General features: G+C 38.8%; 22 protein-coding genes, 1 tRNA gene and 1 pseudogene. 22 read left to right on the top strand and 2 right to left on the bottom strand.

Going from position 1 to position 22240, the window contains the following annotated elements:
- The 20 genes and pseudogenes from QM409_RS10130 to QM409_RS10035 form a co-directional block, all read left to right on the top strand.
- A pseudogene (locus QM409_RS10130) lies at positions 1–512 on the top strand (hypothetical protein); the annotation flags it as partial.
- Between the two features lie 323 nt (positions 513–835).
- Entirely contained in the window at positions 836–1630 is a 795-nt protein-coding gene (locus QM409_RS10125) for a Fic family protein (RefSeq protein ID WP_414305227.1), read from the top strand.
- Between the two features lie 239 nt (positions 1631–1869).
- A complete protein-coding gene (locus tag QM409_RS10120; RefSeq protein WP_414305228.1) occupies positions 1870–4548 on the top strand; it encodes a TOTE conflict system archaeo-eukaryotic primase domain-containing protein in 2679 nt (892 codons plus the stop codon).
- Positions 4549–4573: 25 nt separating this feature from the next.
- The gene (locus QM409_RS10115; RefSeq protein WP_414305236.1) at positions 4574–4747 is read left to right on the top strand and encodes a hypothetical protein; all 174 of its coding nucleotides are present in this window, start codon (positions 4574–4576) and stop codon (positions 4745–4747) included.
- Positions 4748–4864: 117 nt separating this feature from the next.
- Positions 4865–5440, top strand: coding sequence for a TetR/AcrR family transcriptional regulator (locus QM409_RS10110; protein WP_049543828.1), 576 nt, complete (start codon positions 4865–4867; stop codon positions 5438–5440).
- Entirely contained in the window at positions 5437–6117 is a 681-nt protein-coding gene (locus tag QM409_RS10105) for an ABC transporter ATP-binding protein (protein WP_049543830.1), read from the top strand. The genes QM409_RS10110 and QM409_RS10105 overlap by 4 nt, the downstream gene beginning before the upstream one ends.
- Positions 6118–6120: 3 nt before the next feature.
- On the top strand, positions 6121–7266 hold the full coding sequence (locus tag QM409_RS10100) for an FtsX-like permease family protein (RefSeq protein WP_314846436.1): 1146 nt from the start codon (positions 6121–6123) through the stop codon (positions 7264–7266).
- A 404-nt stretch (positions 7267–7670) separates the two neighbouring features.
- The gene (gene rpoE / locus QM409_RS10095) at positions 7671–8258 is read left to right on the top strand and encodes a DNA-directed RNA polymerase subunit delta (protein ID WP_414305229.1); all 588 of its coding nucleotides are present in this window, start codon (positions 7671–7673) and stop codon (positions 8256–8258) included.
- 236 nt (positions 8259–8494) lie between these two features.
- Positions 8495–10102, top strand: coding sequence for a CTP synthase (locus QM409_RS10090; protein ID WP_414305230.1), 1608 nt, complete (start codon positions 8495–8497; stop codon positions 10100–10102).
- 119 nt (positions 10103–10221) lie between these two features.
- A complete protein-coding gene (locus QM409_RS10085) occupies positions 10222–11295 on the top strand; it encodes an N-acetylmuramoyl-L-alanine amidase family protein (RefSeq protein WP_414305231.1) in 1074 nt (357 codons plus the stop codon).
- 90 nt (positions 11296–11385) lie between these two features.
- On the top strand, positions 11386–11685 hold the full coding sequence (locus tag QM409_RS10080; RefSeq protein ID WP_368080015.1) for a DUF4651 domain-containing protein: 300 nt from the start codon (positions 11386–11388) through the stop codon (positions 11683–11685).
- Complete coding sequence (locus QM409_RS10075) at positions 11682–11999, top strand: thioredoxin family protein (protein WP_000615777.1); 318 nt, start codon at positions 11682–11684, stop codon at positions 11997–11999. Before QM409_RS10080 ends, QM409_RS10075 begins: the two co-directional genes overlap by 4 nt.
- A 15-nt stretch (positions 12000–12014) precedes the next feature.
- Positions 12015–12641 carry a YtpR family tRNA-binding protein gene (ytpR, locus tag QM409_RS10070; RefSeq protein ID WP_414305232.1) on the top strand — a complete coding sequence of 209 codons (627 nt, stop codon included), beginning with the start codon at positions 12015–12017 and terminating at the stop codon, positions 12639–12641.
- A 41-nt stretch (positions 12642–12682) separates the two neighbouring features.
- Positions 12683–13444 (top strand): SDR family NAD(P)-dependent oxidoreductase, encoded by a 762-nt coding sequence (locus tag QM409_RS10065; protein WP_414305233.1) that lies wholly within the window; start codon positions 12683–12685, stop codon positions 13442–13444.
- 76 nt (positions 13445–13520) lie between these two features.
- On the top strand, positions 13521–13916 hold the full coding sequence (locus QM409_RS10060) for a single-stranded DNA-binding protein (protein ID WP_084887606.1): 396 nt from the start codon (positions 13521–13523) through the stop codon (positions 13914–13916).
- A 155-nt stretch (positions 13917–14071) separates the two neighbouring features.
- Positions 14072–14356 (top strand): co-chaperone GroES, encoded by a 285-nt coding sequence (groES, locus tag QM409_RS10055; RefSeq protein WP_311519189.1) that lies wholly within the window; start codon positions 14072–14074, stop codon positions 14354–14356.
- A gap of 15 nt (positions 14357–14371) precedes the next feature.
- Complete coding sequence (groL, locus tag QM409_RS10050; RefSeq protein WP_136936960.1) at positions 14372–15994, top strand: chaperonin GroEL; 1623 nt, start codon at positions 14372–14374, stop codon at positions 15992–15994.
- A gap of 137 nt (positions 15995–16131) precedes the next feature.
- Complete coding sequence (locus QM409_RS10045; RefSeq protein ID WP_060627100.1) at positions 16132–16899, top strand: epoxyqueuosine reductase QueH; 768 nt, start codon at positions 16132–16134, stop codon at positions 16897–16899.
- Positions 16900–17298: 399 nt separating this feature from the next.
- Positions 17299–18072 (top strand): class I SAM-dependent methyltransferase, encoded by a 774-nt coding sequence (locus tag QM409_RS10040; protein WP_261014553.1) that lies wholly within the window; start codon positions 17299–17301, stop codon positions 18070–18072.
- Between the two features lie 12 nt (positions 18073–18084).
- Positions 18085–18942 (top strand): helix-turn-helix domain-containing protein, encoded by an 858-nt coding sequence (locus tag QM409_RS10035; RefSeq protein WP_265476439.1) that lies wholly within the window; start codon positions 18085–18087, stop codon positions 18940–18942.
- Positions 18943–19301: 359 nt separating this feature from the next.
- Here QM409_RS10035 and QM409_RS10030 read toward each other — a convergent pair whose 3' ends face one another.
- A complete protein-coding gene (locus tag QM409_RS10030; RefSeq protein ID WP_000775316.1) occupies positions 19302–19835 on the bottom strand; it encodes a DUF402 domain-containing protein in 534 nt (177 codons plus the stop codon).
- Positions 19836–19923: 88 nt separating this feature from the next.
- On the bottom strand, positions 19924–20700 hold the full coding sequence (recX, locus tag QM409_RS10025) for a recombination regulator RecX (RefSeq protein WP_265476438.1): 777 nt from the start codon (positions 20698–20700) through the stop codon (positions 19924–19926).
- Between the two features lie 37 nt (positions 20701–20737).
- Between recX and rlmD the strand changes: the two genes are divergently transcribed.
- Together rlmD and QM409_RS10015 are read left to right on the top strand one after the other, a co-directional pair.
- Positions 20738–22093 carry a 23S rRNA (uracil(1939)-C(5))-methyltransferase RlmD gene (rlmD, locus tag QM409_RS10020; protein ID WP_414305234.1) on the top strand — a complete coding sequence of 452 codons (1356 nt, stop codon included), beginning with the start codon at positions 20738–20740 and terminating at the stop codon, positions 22091–22093.
- Between the two features lie 57 nt (positions 22094–22150).
- Positions 22151–22222: transfer RNA gene (locus QM409_RS10015), tRNA-Glu, on the top strand.
- The last annotated feature ends 18 nt before the right edge of the window (positions 22223–22240 follow it).

The following is a 22240-nucleotide window of genomic DNA, read 5'->3' as shown; positions in this document are numbered from 1 at the left end:
TATTATATTCTCGAAATGAGTATTCTACGATCTCTCAAAAAGTTGTTGAAAAATTACAAGATGAGGAGAATATTAATCTATTTACTAATTTTTCATTTATATCTGTTGCGACAGATGATAAGTACACGATTGAACATGTTAAGCAGAAATTTAAAGAGTCTATAGATATTGGATTAGCAAGATGGGACGAATTAAACGCTATTCGAGGAATGTATATGTGTGAGCACGCCGAGCTAGAGGATAAGCTAAAAAGTAAACAACTCTATGACGATTATAGTGGGAATATAAAAAGCTATTGTGTTAAGTTTTCTATAGCTAAAGAGATAGAGGTAGAATGGGATAGGCAAAGAAAAATTCGAAATGCTCTGGCCCATGTAAGTGAGGCTTTTGATCATACAAGAAATTGTTTCTATATTGTATCTAATGAAGATCCTAGGATAAAAATATATGAAAATGATTTAGATAGGCATAGACGTGATTTAAGAGATTTGAGAGACAAATTGAATCTTTAGAAACCAGCTTACTACACAACAAACCCTCTACGTTAGAACCGCTCTGAGAAGTACAAGATTGTAGCTTTCTTCTCAAGTGTTAGGGGGAATTGAGTTGGGATTTGAACAAACCAACGAGTTCAGAGTGATGTAGTCTATGAGTTTGATAAGTAGGCAAGCTAGAATTATTCATTTAATCAAACCATTCATCCAAAGGATATTCCAGATGAGTGCATGGGATGTTGGGTATAACTTATTGTGAATGCTTTTTATAATTTAAAACAGTTCCTACTAAATTTCACCCTTTACCGATGACACAGAAAAACAATTGAAAGGATCTTTCTATGCAACCAACTTATAACATTGACAATCCAAACTTGTCTTATGAAGCTAAACGTGATTTATGGCGGATAGGTTTTGGTCTGCAGAAAGTTGACAATCTAGTGCCATCAGCTTATATGGAATCTTTGGCTGAGAAACAGGCTCGGGGTGAACTGACTTATGAGAAGGTTTATGAGGATGCAACGGCTTATCATCATACTATTGATGCGAGTACTGAGGAGGCAGACTTGGTTTCTCTTCGTATCGTGGAACTATTATCTCGAAGAGGCTTTAGCTTCAGTCCTGCAACCTTACTTGCTATTCATAAGGAGTTGTTTCAAGATATATTTGAAACCTCTATTCCGGTGGGGCAATTTCGTCAGACCAATATCACAAAGAATGAACCTGTTTTGAATGGTGAAAGTGTTGTGTATTCTGATTACTCCATGATTCAAATGACATTGGATTATGATTTTAATCAGGAAAAACAAGTTGCATATGCGACACTAACCCAGGCGGATGTGGTTAAACAAATCCAGCATTTTATTTCAGGAATCTGGCAGATTCATCCATTTCGCGAAGGAAACACTCGGACAGTAACGGTCTTTTTGATTCAGTATCTTCGTGAGTTTGGTTTTGATATTGATAATACACCATTTCAGCAACATGCCAAGTATTTTCGTGATGCCTTGGTATTAGATAATGCAAAGATTTTACAGCGACGTCATGAGTTTTTAACAGCTTTTTTTGAAAATCTCTTGCTCGGTGGTCAAAATGATCTGTCATCAGAAAAGATGTATCTAGAACTCGATCTTTAAAAATCCTAATACTGAGTAAACATTGAATTTTAGGCAAAAATGAAGTAAATATTCCTACAAGAAAACGCATATCATCAAAGATTTAGGTCGCTTGATAATATGTGTTTTTTTAATTTTATAGATTGCTCGTTTAAACTCTATTTATCTCGTACTTTCAGTGCTATTCGGATTTTATTTTCGTGTACAATTTCAGCCATTCTTGTTATAATCAGCCTATAGGAATCAAGGAGGTGCTTGTTATGGCTGTTTTTGTGTCTTTGGATGGAATTGTGGTAGAAGTACTTGATGTCTTTTCTTCTTTTAATGGGGATAGTGAGTTTTTCTTGTGTAAACGTCTTAAAGATAAGAGTCAGTTTGTGATGGAACGCTCTCGGTTCGAGGAGATGTTCCAACTTCAAAGTAGTCACTTGACGACGCAAGAAAAATTACAATTGTTTACCTCTGTGTTTGCCGGCCGTTATGATGTTTATGCTAAGAGTTTTATCAATGATCAAGGGAAAATTCAATATTTTCCATCCTATGATTATGGTTGGAAGCAGTTGCCGCCTGAAAAACGGAGTTTCCAGACGTTGACGGATTCCGTTTTGAAATCTCATTTTCGTGGGGAGACAGCTATCGGTATTTTTCCTATGCACTTAGATGATAGCTGTTATTTTTTGGTACTGGATTTGGATGAAGGAGATTGGAAAGAAGCCAGTTTAGTCATTCGAAGAATAGCCAGGGAACGCCAGATGGAAGGCCATCTAGAGATTTCTCGTTCGGGTCACGGACTCCATATTTGGTTCTTCTTTGAGGAAGCGATTCCGTGTCGAGAGGCTCGCTTATTTGGAAAGAAACTATTAGAATTGGCTATGCAGGAAAGTATGCAACTGTCCTTTGATTCTTTTGATCGCATGTTTCCGAATCAGGATGTTCTTCCGAAGGGTGGATTTGGTAATTTGATTGCCCTTCCTTTTCAAGGAGAAGCTTATCATCAAGGGCGAACGGTCTTTGTGGATGAACATTTTCAGCCTTATGAAGACCAATGGAGGTATCTACAAGAAATTCAGAGGGTTTCAACTGCTAAAGTGTCACTGTTAATCCAAGAGGAGTTAGGCAAGCAAGAATTGGATAAGGAGTTGAAGGTCGTCTTATCCAATATGATCCAACTTGAAAAATCGTCTGTGACACCCAAGACACTGTTTTTCTTGAAAAATATGGCTTCATTTTCTAATCCCGAATTTTATTTAAAGCAGGCTATGCGACAGCCAACCTATCAAATTCCTGAGCGAATGTATTTATTTGGAGAATCTGATCATTATTTATGGTTGCCAAGAGGCTTGCTATATCCATTGCAAGATAAATTTAAGCAGGTATCTGTGGAAGATAGGAGAAAGGTACAAAGGTCTATTAGAGTGGAATGTAAGGGCGAACTCACTTTTGAGCAAGAGTTAGCCCTGTCAGATATGATTTCCAAAGAAAATGGCTTACTCCATGCGGAGACTGGTTTTGGAAAGACTGTTTTAGGTGCTGCTCTCATCTCTAAACGTAAGACAAAAACAATTATTCTAGTCCATAATAAGCAACTATTAGACCAATGGCTGGATCGCTTAAACTGCTTTTTGACTTTCAAAGAGGAAGAAGCTACCCGTTATACGCCATCAGGTCGTGAAAGGGTAATAGGCTATGTCGGGCAGTACGGTGGGACTAAGAAGTGGCTGAGTGAACTGGTTGATGTCGTTATGATCCAATCTCTATTTAAGTTGGAAAATAGTCAAAGTCTTTTGGATAAGTATGAGATGATGATTGTGGATGAGTGTCATCACGTATCTGCTTTGATGTTTGAAAAAGTCGTGGCACAGTTTAGAGGGAAGTATCTTTACGGTTTGACGGCTACGCCTGAGCGTAAGAATGGTCATGAGCCTATCGTTTTTCAGAGAATTGGTGAAATAATCCATACTGCTGATAAGAGGAAAACGGATTTTAAACGGCAATTGCAATTAAGATTCACTTCTTTTGGTCATTTGGAGATTGAAAAGACCAAAGCAAGTAATTTTATACAGCTTAGTGATTGGATTGCGACAGACTCAGTGAGGAATCAGTTGATTCTCAAGGATATTCTAGCCCAAGTGGTAGAAGGGCGGAATATCTTGGTTTTAGTTAATAGAATTCAACAGATAGATGTCTTTGAAAAGTTATTAAAAGAGAAAGAGGTTGATGATTTTTATATTATTAGTGGCAAAACCAAAGTCCGAGAGAGAACAAGTTTACTGGAGATGTTAGAACAACTAGATAAAGGGTTTGTATTGTTGTCTACTGGAAAATACATTGGCGAAGGTTTTGACTTGCCTCAGTTGGACACGCTTATCTTGGCAGCACCCTTTTCTTGGAAAAATAATTTGATTCAGTACGCAGGTCGGATCCATAGAAACTACAAGGATAAGTCTTTAGTGCGGATTTTCGATTATGTGGATATTCATGTTCCTTATTTAGAAAAGATGTTTCAGAAACGACAAGTAGCTTATCGAAAGATGGATTATCGTGCCATTGAGGGTGAGGAGAAACAATTCGTTTATGTTGATAGTAGATATGAGAATGTGTTGAGGGAGGACTTAGCAGGGGAAAGACAGGAATGTATGCTTATTTTGCCTTATGTGCACCAGACAAAACTGATGAATTTTCTAAAAGAATTTAGGATTAGTCAAATTGAGATATGTATACCAGAGACTGTTGCAAACAAATCCTGGCCATTCCAGTTGAAGAACAAGAAGATTAAAGTGTCTTTTACTCAATCAAAAATAGTCACGCCTATTCTATTGGTGAACAAGACCATTGTTTGGTATGGTGCAATGCCATTATTAGGGAAGGTAGATGAAATGACCATACTACGTTTGGAATCAGCTAGTATAGCTTCTGAAATAATAGCAGGTCTAGGATAGAGAAAATTTTAAAAAATTTCTATGTATGATTTTCATTTTGCAGGAACGAGAAGTCTTGACAGGCCAACGACTCAATGAACTGGAAATCAACGGTATTCGCTTGACTAAGTTTAAAAATGGGGAAATCGGTATTGAATTTATCTGGATTGATACCGAAAATCCCCCAAGCGATGCCATCGGCTGGGTAGCAAAGAAATAAAAAGTTCGCTGTCTTTTTGTTTTGTGTTTTACAGTTTTTTCTTGACAAGTCTTTCTTTTTTATGGTATTCTTTATGCAACAAGTGTTGCGCAACTAATGTTGCGCGAAAGGAGTCTTATGCCACCAAAGGTTAAATTTAGTAAAGAGGCTATCATTGGGACAGCTTTACAATTGGTGAGAGAAGAGGGCATGACTAGTTTGACGGCTCGAGCATTAGCGGAGCAACTGGGAGCCACACCAAGAGTCATTTTTGGGCAATTTGCCAATATGGCCGAGTTACAAGCAGAGGTTATTAGTGCTGCGGAAATGGTCGTGGTGGAGTATATTCGTAAGGCCTTAGAAGATGAGAAGCCTTTTCGATCCGTCGGGGTTGCTTATATCCTTTTTGCCTCAAAAGACCCCCAACTCTTTCAATTGCTTTTCCAAAATCCCAGCAAAGATCCGATTCGTCGCTTTCAAGATTTTCTTCCCATGAAGGATCATAGTTACCAATTGGTTCTGGATTCGATCGTCGCAGACTATCCTTTGAATGTAGAGGAGGCTGGTCGCTTGTACCAGCATCTATTTATCTACTCGCACGGGATGGCCTCAATGGTTGCTTCTGGCATTTATCAATTCAGCATGGAAGAAGTGATTGGATTACTGACAGAGGTTTGTCAATCTCTCATCAAAGAAATGGTAGGAAAGAAATGATTCAACTAGAAAATGTGCACAAAAGTTACGGCCAAACCAAGGTTTTAAAAGGGATTGATTTGCAGATTCAAGACCAGGATGATGTGGTTATCCTCGGTCCTTCTGGATCAGGCAAGTCAACTCTCTTAAACGTTCTGTCAGGTTTAGAAAAGGTAGACGAGGGACATATCCTCATTCAAGGACAGGATTTGGCTCAACTCACAGATACTCAATTGACAGCCTTTAGACGTGAGAAGATTGCCTTTATTTTTCAGCAGTATTATTTATTGCCTAATCTAACAGTCAGACAGAATGTAAAGATGGGGGCAGACCTGGCAAACAATCATGATTTTTTGCAGATTATCGAGGATTTGGGACTTGGCGATAAGCTGGACAAGTATCCGAGTGAATTGTCAGGTGGGGAACAGCAGAGAGTCTCCATTGCTCGGGCCTTGGCCAAAAAGCCAGAGATTCTTTTCTTAGATGAGCCGACGGGAGCCCTGGATGAAGAAACGGGGCGCAAGATTCTCGACTATATCTGGGAGTTAAAGGAAAAGCTTGGTTTGACCCTCATCATGGTGACGCACAATCAAAATATTGCGGATATGGCAAGAACCATCATTCGTGTCAATAGTGGCAAGATTACCGAAGTTGTGACCAATGATCAGCCTCAGACTGCTTATGAGATTGGATGGTAAGCCATGTTTTCAGTAAAAGATATTCGAAAATTAGTTGTCGTCAGTATAATTGGGGCTTGTGCGGTCTTTGTGGCCAATCTTTTCTTGAATTTTTACTTGGACATCGAGCAGTTGGAGATTTCTAAAACCAATCCCATGATTCAGACCTACTATGATGTTCAGATTTCGCTTTCTTGGATGGTGGCCATGGTCAGTGGAGTCGTCTTGTCCTTGACGTCGGTCCTTCTCATGTGTTTTTATATCAAACAATTTGTCGATGATCACAAGGAACAATTAGGAATTTTAAAAGCTTTGGGCTATAGCAATGGCCAGCTGGCTAAACGATTTTGGGCATTTGGGATCAGTTTTGGTGCCGGAGCGCTTCTTGGCTATTTCACTTCTTTTCTTATGATGGGGCATTTTTATGACTTCCGGAATGAAAAGGGGATCCTGCCAGAAATTACCATTCATTTTCATTGGCAGCTCTTGCTTGCTTTTGTGGTCCTTCCAACGGTATTTTTTATGCTTATCGCGGTTGGTTATGCTAGAAGACAACTACAAACGCCGGCTCTTCGCTTATTGAAAAAGTCCCCAACACCAATCAAGGTCAAAAGGAGAAAGAGGGCTCCTAAGAAAGAGAAAGACTTCCTAAAAGAGCTGTCTTCGTCACTAATTTGGGGGAGAAAATCTATCCTATTTTTTGTAGTCTTTGGCTCTATGTGTTTTGCGGCTATGGTTCAATTATCCTTTGGTCTAAGGGACTACACAGATGACATCATCCAAACCATGATGATCATGATTGGCTTGATCCTTTCTTTCTCTATTCTCTTTTTGTCATTGGGGATTGTCGTCTCAGAAAGTCGCGAAACCCTGGCTCTTATGAAGGTTTTTGGCTACACAGATCGTGAATGCCAAGGTCATATCCTATCTCCCTATCGTTTCTGGGCATATCTAGGATTTGTTCTTGGGACGGCTTATCAGTACGCTATCATGGAAATCTTGATTGGTGTGATCAAAGATACGGTTCCTGAAAAGATTGAGCATCACTTTGATGGGAATGTTTGCTTCTGGACTTTGATCGGTTTTGCTGTGGTTTATGAAAGCCTCTTTTATCTATCCAACAGAAAACTCCAAAAGCAAACCATCAAAGAAGTACTCTTAGCTGAATAAATAGAGAAGGTTGGATTCTCCAGCCTTTTTCTTATGAAACTCATTAACAAGAGAAGGATTTTTCACTATTCTAGGGAAAATGAAATAAAGGAAAGAAAACGAAGTTACTGGTAGGACCTGAAATGATCTTTTTACTTGATTTGACGCAACAAATAATCCTTTATCTCTGTAGGAATCCTCTTGCAGTTTGTGGTTGGTATTGGAGTTGCAGTCTTGAGTTATAAATAAATCAATATACCTGTGGTCATGTTACACAGGTCTTTCAATTAGCTGAAATATTTCACCTTTATTTTTTCTTAACCTTTGACTATTCTGCAAAATTATCGTAAAATAAAGAGTAAATGATAAAATGAGGTCAGAGTCTGTTTGCTCTGGCGATAGTAGTATAAATGAGGAGAAACGCTTTGGAATTAGAAGTATTTGCTGGGCAAGAAAAAAGTGAACTATCTATGATTGAGGTAGCGCGTGCTATCTTGGAACTTCGTGGTCGTGATCATGAGATGCATTTTAGCGATCTTGTAAACGAAATTCAAAACTACCTTGGAACATCAAACAGCGATATCCGAGAAGCCTTGCCTTTGTTCTACACAGAGTTGAACTTTGACGGTAGCTTCATCTCACTTGGAGATAACAAATGGGGCCTTCGTTCATGGTATGGTGTAGATGAAATCGACGAAGAAATCATCGCTCTTGAAGAAAATGACGACGATGAAGTAGCACCAAAAGCTAAGAAAAAACGTGTCAATGCCTTCATGGATGGTGATTCAGATGCTATTGACTACAATGCAGATGATCCAGAAGACGAAGATGCATACGAAGCAGATCCAGCTCTTTCATACGATGATGAAAATCCAGATGATGAGAAAAACGAAGTGGAAGCTTATGATACAGAAATCAACGAAATCGCCCCAGATGACTTGGGTGAAGACGTGGATCTCAACGAAGAAGACGACGAGTTTTCAGACGATGATTCTGAAAACGTCGAGGAATAAAAGTTAGCTATTGACAATTTTCCTATTTTTAGGTATCATATTGTTCGGGCACCTCTTTTAGAGGTCGGGGCTCCCTAGTTCTTAGGGAGCTATTTTTGTTTTTTCAAGAAGTTATCTTCTTGTATTTTAGTTGTGAATCTGGTTCAGTCGTCCCAGATTATTCTTATTAGTAGGGTCTTGTTTCCTATGTCCCCTCGTAGTTAACAAGGCCTTGAGCATTTTAGAAAGAGGAATCTATGTCTACGAAATATATTTTTGTAACTGGTGGTGTGGTATCGTCTATTGGGAAAGGGATTGTGGCAGCAAGTCTGGGCCGTCTCTTGAAAAATCGTGGTCTCAAAGTAACGATTCAAAAATTTGACCCTTATATCAATATCGATCCGGGAACCATGAGTCCTTACCAGCACGGAGAAGTCTTTGTGACAGATGATGGGGCTGAGACAGATTTGGACTTGGGTCACTATGAACGTTTTATCGATATCAATCTTAACAAATATTCTAACGTGACAACTGGGAAAATTTACAGTGAAGTTCTTCGTAAGGAACGCCGTGGAGAATACCTTGGGGCAACTGTTCAAGTCATTCCTCATATAACAGATGCTTTGAAAGAAAAAATCAAGCGTGCCGCTGTAACGACCGACTCTGATGTCATTATCACAGAGGTTGGTGGAACAGTTGGGGATATCGAATCCTTGCCATTCCTAGAAGCTCTTCGTCAGATGAAGGCAGATGTGGGTGCGGATAATGTTATGTACATCCATACAACCTTACTTCCATACCTCAAGGCTGCTGGTGAAATGAAGACCAAACCAACTCAACACTCTGTCAAAGAATTGCGTGGATTGGGAATTCAACCAAATATGTTGGTGATTCGTACAGAGCAACCAGCTGGTCAAGGAATAAAAAACAAATTAGCACAGTTCTGTGATGTAGCCCCAGAAGCTGTTATCGAATCGTTGGATGTTGAACACCTTTACCAAATTCCATTGAACTTGCAGGCGCAAGGTATGGACCAAATTGTCTGTGACCATTTGAAATTAGACGCACCAGTAGCGGATATGACAGAATGGTCAGCTATGGTGGACAAGGTCATGAACCTGAAAAAACAAGTCAAGATTTCCCTTGTCGGTAAGTATGTGGAGTTGCAAGATGCCTACATTTCTGTGGTTGAAGCCTTGAAACACTCTGGGTATGCCAACGATGCAGAAGTGAAGATTAATTGGGTCAATGCCAATGATGTGACAGCAGAGAATGTGGCAGAACTCTTGTCTGATGCGGACGGAATCATCGTACCAGGTGGTTTTGGCCAACGTGGTACGGAAGGAAAAATCCAAGCCATCCGCTATGCGCGTGAAAATGATGTTCCAATGTTGGGAGTCTGCTTGGGAATGCAGTTGACTTGTATCGAGTTTGCTCGTCACGTTTTGGGTCTTGAAGGTGCCAATTCTGCTGAACTTGCACCAGAAACAAAATACCCTATCATTGATATCATGCGTGATCAGATTGATGTTGAGGATATGGGTGGAACCCTTCGCTTGGGACTTTACCCATCTAAGTTGAAACGTGGTTCTAAGGCAGCAGCTGCTTATCACAATCAAGAAGTGGTGCAACGCCGTCACCGTCACCGTTATGAGTTTAACAATGCCTTCCGTGAGCAGTTTGAGGCAGCAGGCTTTGTCTTCTCAGGAGTTTCTCCAGACAATCGTTTGGTCGAAATTGTGGAAATTCCTGAAAATAAATTCTTTGTAGCTTGTCAGTATCACCCTGAACTGTCAAGCCGTCCAAATCGTCCAGAAGAACTCTACACTGCCTTTGTCACTGCAGCGGTTGAGAACAGTAATTAGCCAAATCAGAACCTTTGAGAAGAATCTCAGAGGTTTTTTGATTGCATATTTAGGATAATATTTGCAAATTAAAAACATAGTGATATAATTAACATAAAAAATCCTAAGGAGGATCTACGATGAAAAAAATCACACTATTTGGTTTGTCTCTAGCAGGCCTAGCTTTACTGGCTTTTCCTCATTCAGGTCAGGCCTTCGAGTTAAAAGAAGAATGGGTTGTTAAATGTGGCGTTCAGTATCAAGACGGCAACATTCTTCGATTTAACAATGGACACGAAGTAGATATCAAAGTCTTAGATTTGCCAAAAAATGAGAAAATCGAGTGGACGGTTAGCCTCAATGGTCAAGATCAGACTGCCAATTTCCTAGGTCAAGAAAAGGACAAGTCTATGATTGGCGTAGAAGGGCGTTATCTGAATTTCTATGTTCCATATGGCTATAGAGGAGATATCAAGGTAGAAGCCAAGAGCGGAAACGAAGTGAAGACCTGGTCAACGAAAGTGGTTGACGATGTACATCATGAAGGTGGAAAGAGAGGCTACTACCGTATTGAAGAATCAAATAATCAATACACTTACCTCGATGCTAAATGGGATTATCAAACCAAGACTTACACTGCCACCCTACCAGAAACTGTTAATGGTCAAAAAGTATATACTTGGGCAGACTATGACAATGGTGAGTTGAAACTTGAAAAACAAAAGTCTATTAGTCATAAATATGATAGAGGATCTTTCAAAGAACTTTATCCGATTGTAAAAGCAGAAAGCTGGCTAAAATCAAACCAAAACTGGTACTACCAAAAACAAGGTCAATTAGTAGAGAAGGATTGGGTTAAGGACAAGGGAACTTGGTACTTTATGAACGATAAAGGAGTCATGTTCAATCAAACTTGGCTCTATCAAGGTGGCAACTGGTATGCCTTTAAATCATCAGGAGCTATGATTGCTAGTGATTGGCTTTACGACCAAGGCAAGTGGTACTATTTATCAACTTCAGGCTCTATGAAAGCAAGCACTTGGGTTTATGACAAGGGAGAATGGTATTATGTAAGTTCTTCTGGTGCCATGCTTGCGAATGATTGGGTCAAAGACAATGGCAAGTGGTATTATCTAGCTTCATCAGGTAAGATGCTTCGCAATACCTACACACCAGATGGCTATTACGTTGGCAACTCAGGTACCTGGCAATAAGAATAAAAAGTCCTTTTCCTGCAAGGAAGAGGCTTTTTACTTGCTTTTCTGTTGCTTCCTCATTTGTCCTGAAGCCTTTTTTGTGTTAAAATGAATGGTATGAAAGCTAAAAAAATGTGGATAGCAGGCTTGGCTCTGCTTGGTATTGGAAGCCTTGCCCTTGCTACGAAAAAAGTTGCAGATGACCGCAAGCTCATGAAGACTCAGGAAGAGTTGACAGCGATTGTGCGAGACCACTTTTCAGACATGGGGGAAATTGCGACCCTCTATGTTCAAGTTTATGAAAGCAGTCTGGAGAGCTTGGTTGGTGGCGTCATTTTTGAGGATGGCCGTCATTATACCTTTGTCTATGAAAATGAAGATCTGGTCTATGAGGAGGAAGTCTTATGATACAACCAGCAAGTTTAGAAGAATTAGCATCTTTAGTAGAAAAAGATGGGAAGAAGGTCTTTCTTTTTGTGGCAGACTGGTGTGGAGATTGTCGTTATATCTATCCTGCCTTGCCAGAAATTGAGGAGACCAATCCTGAGTTCACTTTTATTCGAGTGGACCGAGACCAGTATATGGATTTAGCTAAACTCTGGGATGTTTATGGAATCCCCAGCCTTGTTGTTCTAGAAAAGGACAAGGAAATCGGTCGTTTTGTCAATCGCGACCGTAAAAGCAAGCAACAAATTAACGACTTTTTAGCAGGATTGAAATAGGAGAAAAGAGAAACAATGATTTTTACATATAACAAAGAACATGTCGGTGATGTCCTTATGGTCATCGTGAAAAATAGCGGAGATGCTAAACTAGATGTGGAGCGCAAAGGCAAGGTAGCCCGTGTTTTTCTCAAAGATAATGGAGAAACAGTTGCTTGGAATATTTTTGAAGTTTCAAGTTTATTTGAAATTGCAGAGCGCGGTCAAGTCTTTTTGACAGATGAGCAAGTTGCTCGTTTGAACCAAGAGTTGCAAGCGGAAGGTTTTACAGAAGAAATTATCAATGACAAGGAACCTAAGTTTGTTGTTGGTGAGATTGTCGAGATGGTAGCCCATCCTGATAGTGACCACCTCAACATCTGCCAAGTTGCAGTCGCAAGTGACAAGACAGTGCAAATCGTTGCAGGGGCTCCTAATGCGCGTGTTGGGTTGAAAACCATTGTGGCTCTTCCTGGAGCAATGATGCCAAAAGGCAATCTTATTTTCCCAGGCGAACTTCGTGGTGAAAAGAGTTTTGGCATGATGTGTAGTCCTCGTGAATTGCATCTGCCAAATGCTCCGCAAAAACGTGGTATTATTGAATTATCAGAAGATCAAGTTGTCGGAACCCCATTTGACCCAGCCAAACACTGGACTGCCTAAGAAATTGTCAGTATTTGATAGACCAGATAGAGGGGGATAAGATGGCGAAAAATGTAGTGATTACAGGAGCGACCTCAGGAATTGGTGAAGCGATTGCGCGTGCTTATCTGGAGCAGGGGGAGAATGTTGTTATAACAGGACGACGGACAGACAAATTAGAGGCTCTCAAGTCAGAGTTTGCAGCAATCTATCCAAATCAAACAGTTTGGGCCTTCCCACTAGATGTCACGGATATGGCCATGGTAAAGACTGTCTGCTCTGATATTCTAGAAACGATAGGTCGGATTGATATATTGGTCAATAACGCTGGACTAGCCCTTGGCTTGGCACCCTATCAGGACTATGAAGAGTTGGATATGTTGACCATGTTGGATACCAATGTCAAAGGTTTGATGGCGGTTACTCGCTGTTTCTTGCCAGCAATGGTAAAAGCCAATCAAGGACATATCATCAACATGGGGTCAACCGCAGGAATCTACGCCTATGCTGGTGCCGCTGTTTACTCAGCTACCAAGGCAGCAGTTAAGACCTTTTCAGATGGACTGCGAATTGATACCATCGCAACGGATATCAAGGTGACGACTATTCAACCGGGAATCGTTGAAACAGATTTTTCTACAGTGCGTTTTCATGGTGACAAAGAGCGGGCTGCGACGGTTTATCAGGGAATCGAAGCCTTGCAGGCACTGGACATCGCCGACACAGTAGTCTATGTGACCAGTCAACCTCGTCGTGTGCAGATTACAGATATGACCATCATGGCCAATCAACAAGCGACAGGTTTCATGGTTCATAAAAAGTAAAAAATTTCCTCGAAAAGTTACAAATTTCTGTAACTTTTTTTGATTTCCTACGAATAGATAAGTAGGAGGAAAAAATATGTATAATAAAGTTATCTTGATTGGACGTTTAACGTCTACACCAGAATTGCACAAAACCAGCAATGATAAGTCAGTAGCACGAGCAGCTATCGCTGTCAACCGTCGTTACAAAGACCAAAACGGTGAACGTGAAGCTGATTTTGTCAATATTGTCCTTTGGGGCAGACTAGCAGAAAGCTTGGCAAGCTATGCAACTAAAGGTAGTCTTATCTCTGTGGATGGAGAACTTCGTACCCGTCGTTTTGAGAAAAATGGTCAGATGAACTATGTGACCGAAGTACTTGTTACTGGATTCCAACTCTTGGAAAGTCGTGCTCAACGTGCCATGCGTGAAAATAATGCAGGCCAAGATTTGGCGGACTTGGTTTTGGAAGAGGAAGAATTGCCATTTTAAATATTGAAAAGTCTGAGTTGCTCTCAGGCTTTTTATCTTGAGAAAGTCAGACTTTTTTCTTGACTATTTCTGACCAAGTGATACAATAGAACTATGAATTAGCACTCATGTATAAAGAGTGCTAATAATATGTAGTTCATCATGGAGGAAAACAGATGTTGAAACCATTAGGAGACCGTGTGGTCTTGAAAATCGAAGAAAAAGAACAAACTGTTGGAGGTTTTGTCCTCGCAGGTTCAGCCCAAGAAAAAACCAAAACAGCCCAAGTTGTAGCTACTGGACAAGGTATTCGTACCTTGAACGGTGACTTGGTTGCTCCAAGTGTTAAAGCTGGAGACCGTGTATTAGTTGAAGCTCACGCAGGTCTCGATGTCAAAGATGGCGATGAAAAGTACATCATTGTAGGCGAAGCTAACATCTTGGCTATCATTGAAGAATAGAAGGAGAAAGTAAGTATGTCAAAAGAAATTAAATTTTCATCAGATGCCCGTTCAGCTATGGTTCGTGGTGTCGATATCCTTGCAGATACTGTTAAAGTAACCTTGGGACCAAAAGGCCGCAATGTTGTTCTTGAAAAATCATTCGGTTCACCACTCATCACCAATGACGGTGTAACTATTGCCAAAGAAATCGAATTGGAAGACCATTTTGAAAATATGGGTGCCAAATTGGTATCAGAAGTAGCTTCTAAAACCAATGATATCGCAGGTGACGGAACGACAACTGCAACAGTCTTGACTCAAGCAATCGTCCGTGAAGGCATAAAAAACGTCACAGCAGGTGCAAATCCAATCGGTATTCGTCGAGGGATTGAAACAGCAGTTGCTGCAGCAGTTGAAGCTTTGAAAAACAACGCCATCCCTGTTGCCAACAAAGAAGCCATCGCTCAGGTTGCCGCCGTCTCTTCTCGTTCCGAAAAAGTAGGTGAATACATCTCTGAAGCCATGGAAAAAGTTGGTAAAGACGGAGTCATTACCATTGAAGAGTCACGTGGTATGGAAACAGAGCTTGAAGTCGTAGAAGGAATGCAGTTCGACCGTGGTTATCTTTCACAGTACATGGTGACAGATAGCGAAAAAATGGTGGCTGACCTTGAAAATCCATACATTTTGATTACCGATAAGAAGATTTCAAATATCCAAGAAATCTTGCCACTCCTAGAAAGTATTCTCCAAAGCAATCGTCCACTCTTGATTATTGCGGATGATGTGGATGGCGAAGCTCTTCCAACTCTTGTTTTGAACAAGATTCGTGGAACCTTCAACGTGGTAGCAGTCAAGGCACCTGGTTTTGGTGACCGTCGCAAAGCCATGCTTGAAGACATTGCCATCTTGACAGGCGGAACAGTTATCACAGAAGACCTTGGTCTTGAGTTGAAAGATGCGACAATTGAAGCTCTTGGTCAAGCAGCGAGAGTAACTGTGGACAAAGATAGCACTGTTATCGTAGAAGGTGCTGGAAATCCTGAAGCCATTTCTCACCGTGTTGCGGTTATCAAGTCTCAAATCGAAACCACAACTTCTGAGTTTGACCGTGAAAAATTACAAGAACGCTTGGCGAAATTGTCAGGTGGTGTAGCGGTTATTAAGGTCGGAGCTGCAACTGAAACTGAGTTGAAAGAAATGAAACTCCGTATTGAAGATGCCCTCAACGCTACTCGTGCAGCTGTTGAAGAAGGAATCGTTGCAGGTGGTGGAACAGCCCTTGTAAATGTTATCCCTGCCGTAGCTGATTTAGAATTGACAGGAGATGAAGCAACAGGACGCAATATTGTTCTCCGTGCATTGGAAGAACCTGTTCGTCAAATCGCACACAATGCAGGATTTGAAGGGTCTATCGTTATCGATCGTTTGAAAAATGCCGAGCTTGGTACAGGTTTCAACGCAGCAACTGGTGAATGGGTCAACATGATTGATCAAGGGATTATCGACCCAGTTAAAGTGAGTCGTTCAGCTCTACAAAATGCAGCATCTGTAGCCAGCTTAATTTTGACTACGGAAGCAGTCGTAGCTAATAAACCAGAACCAGCAGCTCCGGCTCCAGCAATCGATCCAAGCATGATGGGCGGCATGATGTAAGCTTTCTATAGAAAACAACTTATAAAAAACACAAAAGGAGGGAATGCCTACCCCTCCTTTTTATGATATTCACTTCTAAATTGATTTGAGCTCTCCTAACTTATATGATAAAATAAGACTAGAAAAAGGAGAAGAACATGATCGATGTAGAAGAAATTCTGAGCAAGATGAACCCCAATCAGAAGATTAATTATGACCGTGTCATGCAGAAGATGGTACAAGTATGGGAGAAAAATGAGCAACGTCCAACCATTCTCATGCATGTTTGCTGTGCCCCTTGCAGTACCTATACTCTAGAATATTTAACAAAGTATGCTGATGTGACAATCTATTTTGCCAATTCTAATATCCATCCCAAGGCAGAATACCACAAGCGGGCTTACGTCACCCAAAAATTTGTCAGTGATTTCAATGAGCGAACAGGAAATACGGTTCAGTACCTAGAAGCTCCCTACGAACCAAATGAATACCGTAAGTTAGTCAGAGGACTGGAAGAAGAGCCTGAAGGTGGCGATCGTTGTAAGGTTTGCTTTGACTACCGCCTGGATAAAACAGCGCAAGTGGCTATGGACTTGGGCTTTGACTACTTTGGCTCAGCCTTGACCATTAGTCCTCATAAGAATTCTCAAACCATTAACAGCATCGGAATCGATGTGCAAAAAATTTATACAACCCACTATCTTCCAAGTGATTTCAAGAAAAATCAGGGCTACAAACGTTCAGTGGAGATGTGTGAAGAGTATGATATATATCGTCAATGTTATTGTGGATGCGTCTATGCAGCCCAAGCTCAGAATATTGACCTGGTTCAGGTTAAGAAAGATGCTACAGCTTTCTTGCTGGATAAGGATGTTGAAAAAGACTATTCCCACATTAAATTTACTGTTACGAAATTAGATATATAAATGAAAACTTGCCTCAAGGTAGGTTTTTTGCTAGTAGAAAAGTGATAGATAGAAATTGCTGGACCAATCTTTGAATTTCTAGTCCAAGGCTTGTGAGTCTTCAACAAGCCTTGGACTCTTAAAAAAATGAAGTTTTGCTCAAAAGAGCTTTTTAAATTAAAACGAGCAATTATCAGTTAAAATCTGTTTCAAAAGAAGAACGGATAAATTAATCCATGCTTTGTTTTTGAGTTAGGAAGTTAAGCATGCTAAACTGAGTCGTAGGAATAAATTTCTTTATAGAAATGTGTTACAACTCTGCTATAACGGAATATTCCTTTTTTGCATTTATACAACTTATTTAACACTATCTTTATTCTTGTGATATAATGTCAAATTATAGAGTGGAGGTCATTTAAAATGATTGATAAAGTAATTGAACAATATAAAAGTCATGATAATCTTGATATTCGAGTAGAATTGCATAAGAAGTATTCAAAAAATAAATTGGGATTCAATAATTGGATATTTTCTAACTACCAAATCACTGATGAAGTAAAGGTTCTAGAATTGGGATGTGGTACAGGAGAACTGTGGAAAAGTAATAGTGATTCTATAGATAAAATGAAGCAGTTGGTTGTTACAGATTTTTCTAAAGATATGGTAAAATCAACGAAGTCAGTGATTGGAAATAGAGACAATGTCAACTATGAGATAATGGATATTCAAAAGATTTCTTTTGAGAATGAAACGTTTGATATTGTTATTGCTAATATGCTTTTACATCATGTGAATGATATTCCTAAAGCTCTCTCTGAGGTAAATAGGGTCTTAAAAACCGGAGGAATTTTTTACTGTGCTACATTTGGTGAAAATGGAGTTGTAAATTATTTGGCAAGTTTATTTAAAGATGAGGTTAATCAAGATTTAGAAAATAAAACGTTTACTTTACAAAATGGTAAAAGGTACCTGAGTAGGTATTTTAACTCTGTCGATACATTACTCTATGATGATGAGTTACAGGTAACTAGTATAGATGACCTAGTTAAATACATCCAATCGTTTAAAGGAATTTCAGAAATAGGCTCACTAGAAGAGGAAATAATACGTAAAAGATTGGAAAGTGAGTTTAATAATGGTATGTTGATCATTCCTAAAGAATATGGTATGTTTATCGCTCGAAAAGAAAGTTAAGGGAACGAAAGTGTGAAAAATTATGGAGAAGGTTTTCGATATTTTAGAAAATTAAACGGATATTCTTTAGAGTATGCTGCAGCTGATTCTATATCAAAATCTCAACTTTCTAGATTTGAAAGGGGAGAAAATGAAATTTCTCTTTCAACATTTTTTGAATTATTATCAAATATCAATGTTTCGATAGAGAATTTTTGTAATTACTTAGAACATTATAAAAGATCGGAGCTTGATGATTTTTTGGTTAATTTATCTCCGAATTTTTATAGTTTGAATACTAAAGGATTGGAGGTAATAAAAAATGAGCAACAAAAGCTTTTTGAGAAGAGTGGGGAAAAAACTCATAAAATAAATACAATTATGGTTCAGGGATTGTTAAATCAGATAGATTGTAATCATGTAGTTAGTAGAGATGATCTAAATTTAGTATATGACTATTTATTCCAGAAGGAACGATGGGAGTCCTATGAGATAACGCTGATTGGTAATTTATATCATCTTTTTGAGATAGATTATATTTACAGGGTCGGAAAAGAAATACTAGAGCGTACACATTATTACGAAAAAATCGGTAAGAATAGAAATTTAGTTGTGTCAGCTTGTTTAAATTTTTGGTTCTGTTGCCTTGAAAATTCACATCTAATATATGCAGACTACTTTGAAATGAAATTAAAGAAATTATTAAAAGATGACACAAAAGTTTTTGAAAAATCTACATTCAAATTTGTAGAAGGATATAAAATATATCTGACTGAATCTAAAGAATCTGGAATTAAACAAATGGACAATGTCATAAAATATTTTGAGTTTATTGAGTCTAAAAGTATTGCGTTATATTTTCAAAAACGATTAAATGAGCTGATAGATTAAATAACATTTTCTCTGTTGAGATATTGTTTTTAAAATATTGTACTAAATGATTAATGCTATGTGGAAATCCAAAAAATAAATTATTTGATACGAAGTTGACCTGTATTTTTTATACTAATCATCTCCGTATTTTTTGTATGAAACGATATAAGTTTATTGTAAATTTACAAGGAACAAAGACATTAAAAAATATCAGTAGGTCTATTTGTTTTATATATTTCGCGAATTCTGCATAAATCTCTTTCTAGTAATGTGTTGTAACTCTGCTATAATGGATTTATTCCTTTTTGTGTTTACACAATTTATTTTACACTACCAAAAAAACAAGGTCAGGATTTTGTTCCTGACCTTTGACAACTTTACCTATTCTTTAGTTCTACATAGCGCTTGTACCAAATGTTTACATAGGCTTCTGAGAAAGGACCACGTCCATTATTAATCCAATCAACAAGAATTTTGACATGTTCTTTTAAAATATAGTCTAAGTCATCAGAATAATTCATTTTGCGTTTGTGACGCTCGTACTCCTCAACATCTAAGAGACGTTTTTCCCCATCTGTAAAAATTTTAACATCCAAATCGTAATCAATATACTTCAGAGCTTCTTCATCCAGATAGTAGGGGCTAGCCATATTGCAATAGTAGGAAATTCCATTATCGCGAATCATGGCAATGATATTAAACCAATATTTCTTGTGAAAGTAAACAATAGCAGGTTCTCGAGTGACCCAACGACGACCATCACTTTCGGTAACCAGTGTGTGATCGTTGACACCAATAATGGCGTTTTCTGTTGTTTTTAGTACCATGGTGTCCCGCCAAGTTCGGTGGAGACTCCCATCATGCTTATAACTTTGAATTGTAATAAAGTCGCCTTCTTTTGGAAGCTTCATAACTAACCAACTTTCTACAATTTATAAGTTTATCGTTTACTATTGTACCATAAAATTACCTAAAATCTGTGAATTTTACATGAAAATATTAAAGATATTCTCTGAGAGCGCTTGCTATATCCGAAAAATCGTAGCCCTTTCGTGCTAAAACTTGGGTTAAATGCTGTTTAAGTTCGTATCCTTCATATTTTCGGGCATACTTGGCATATTGCTTATCAAGTTCCTTGAAGATGAGTTCCTGAGTCGTTTCTTGGTCAACTTGACTATCCAACTGGTCAAAGGCAGTTTTAGCATCAGAATAGGAAAACCCCTTGTTGGTCAGATTTTGGAGAATCTTATCTTGCAAGGCACGAGCTGGAAGTTTTCCCTCATATTTTTTCAATAGTTTATTAGCTACACGTTCAGCAACTTCAGAAAAATCAAATTCTTTCAAATTCTCTTCTATAGTAGATTTTGAAATCCCTTTTTGTGTTAGTTTCTGAGTCAGTACATAAGGTCCCTTGTCTCCTGAAAGGTGATTGGCATTGATGATAGCATAAGCGTACTGGTTATCATTAATCCACTTATCTTCTTTAAGATTAGCAATGACTTGAGAAACTATTTTTGAATCAATATCATATTTTTTTAGATATTCACTGACCTCTTTTTCAGTACGTGCTTTAAATGATAGGTGGTAGAGGGCTAGATTCTTACCATAAGAAAATTGGGCAAAGTCCCGAATCTCCTTCAATTCCTCTTCGTTTATCACCTTATCTCTTGATAACATAAAACGAACAATTGTATCTTCAGTAATGTAGCATTTGTCAACATTATCAAGCTCCATCAGATAGAGTCTTTTTTTCTTTTCAAGTTTTGTGATTTTCATAGTTCTATTATAACTCAAAATGTGATAAGATAGGGGTATGAATCTGAAAGTGAAACAAAAAATACCATTAAAAATCAAGCGCATGGGAATTAATGGTGAGGGAATCGGCTTTTATCAAAAAACCTTAGTCTTTGTACCTGGAGCACTAAAAGGAGAAGATATCTATTGTCAGATTACTTCTATTAAACGCAACTTTGTTGAAGCAAAATTACTGAAGGTCAATAAGAAGTCTAAATTCCGAGTTGTGCCAGCTTGTACTATTTATAATGAGTGCGGAGGCTGCCAAATCATGCACCTGCATTATGATAAGCAGCTGGAGTTCAAGACGGACTTACTTCACCAAGCGCTAAAAAAATTTGCCCCTGCAGGATATGAAAATTATGAAATCCGCCCGACGATTGGAATGCGGGAACCCAAGTACTATCGTGCTAAGTTACAATTTCAGACTCGAAAATTTAAAAATCAGGTCAAGGCTGGTTTATATGCACAAAACTCTCATTACTTAGTAGAGTTGAAAGACTGCCTGGTACAAGACAAGGAAACGCAAGTGGTTGCTAATCGTTTAGCAGAATTACTTACTTATCACCAGATTCCAATCACGGATGAGAGAAAAACCCTAGGTGTTAGAACTATAATGGTTCGACGAGCTAGAAAGACTGGACAAGTTCAGATTATTATTGTTACAAACCGCCAGCTTAATTTAACCCTGCTGGTAAAAGATTTAGTTAAAGATTTTCCAGAGATTGTGACAGTAGCTGTTAATACAAATACAGCTAAAACCAGTGAGATTTATGGTGAAAAGACAGAGATTATCTGGGGAGAAGAGAGTATTCAAGAAGGTGTACTCGATTATGAATTTTCACTATCTCCTCGAGCTTTCTATCAACTAAATCCTGAACAAACAGAAGTCCTTTATAGTGAGGCAGTAAAAGCGCTGGATGTTAGTAAAGAAGACCATTTGATTGACGCTTATTGTGGAGTTGGAACAATTGGTTTTGCCTTTGCAAAGAAAGTAAAAACACTCAGAGGTATGGATATTATTCCAGAAGCTATTGAAGATGCCAAGCGAAATGCTAAAAGAATGGGATTTGACAATACTCATTATGAATCTGGAACGGCAGAAGAGATTATTCCTCGCTGGTATAAGGAAGGCTACCGAGCAGATGCTCTGATTGTGGATCCACCACGTACAGGTCTGGATGATAAGTTATTAGATACTATTCTTACCTATGTACCAGAAAAAATGGTCTATATTTCTTGCAATGTTTCGACCTTGGTTCGTGATTTAGTACGTTTAGTAGAAGTCTATGATCTCCATTATATCCAGTCGGTCGATATGTTCCCGCATACAGCTCGAACTGAAGCTGTTGTAAAATTAATAAAAAAAGTTTAAAAAGTAGTTGACAAAGTTTGAAAAGTCTGTATAATAGTAAGAGTTGAAAACAACTCTGGTCCGTTGGTCAAGGGGTTAAGACACCGCCTTTTCACGGCGGTAACACGGGTTCGAATCCCGTACGGACTATGGTATGTTGCGGATGGA

It is taken from the genome of Streptococcus mitis, assembly GCF_047465045.1.
Classification (GTDB): domain Bacteria; phylum Bacillota; class Bacilli; order Lactobacillales; family Streptococcaceae; genus Streptococcus; species Streptococcus mitis_DT.
Note: the sequence above shows the minus strand (reverse complement) of the source record. Positions and strands in the feature narration are given on the sequence as shown.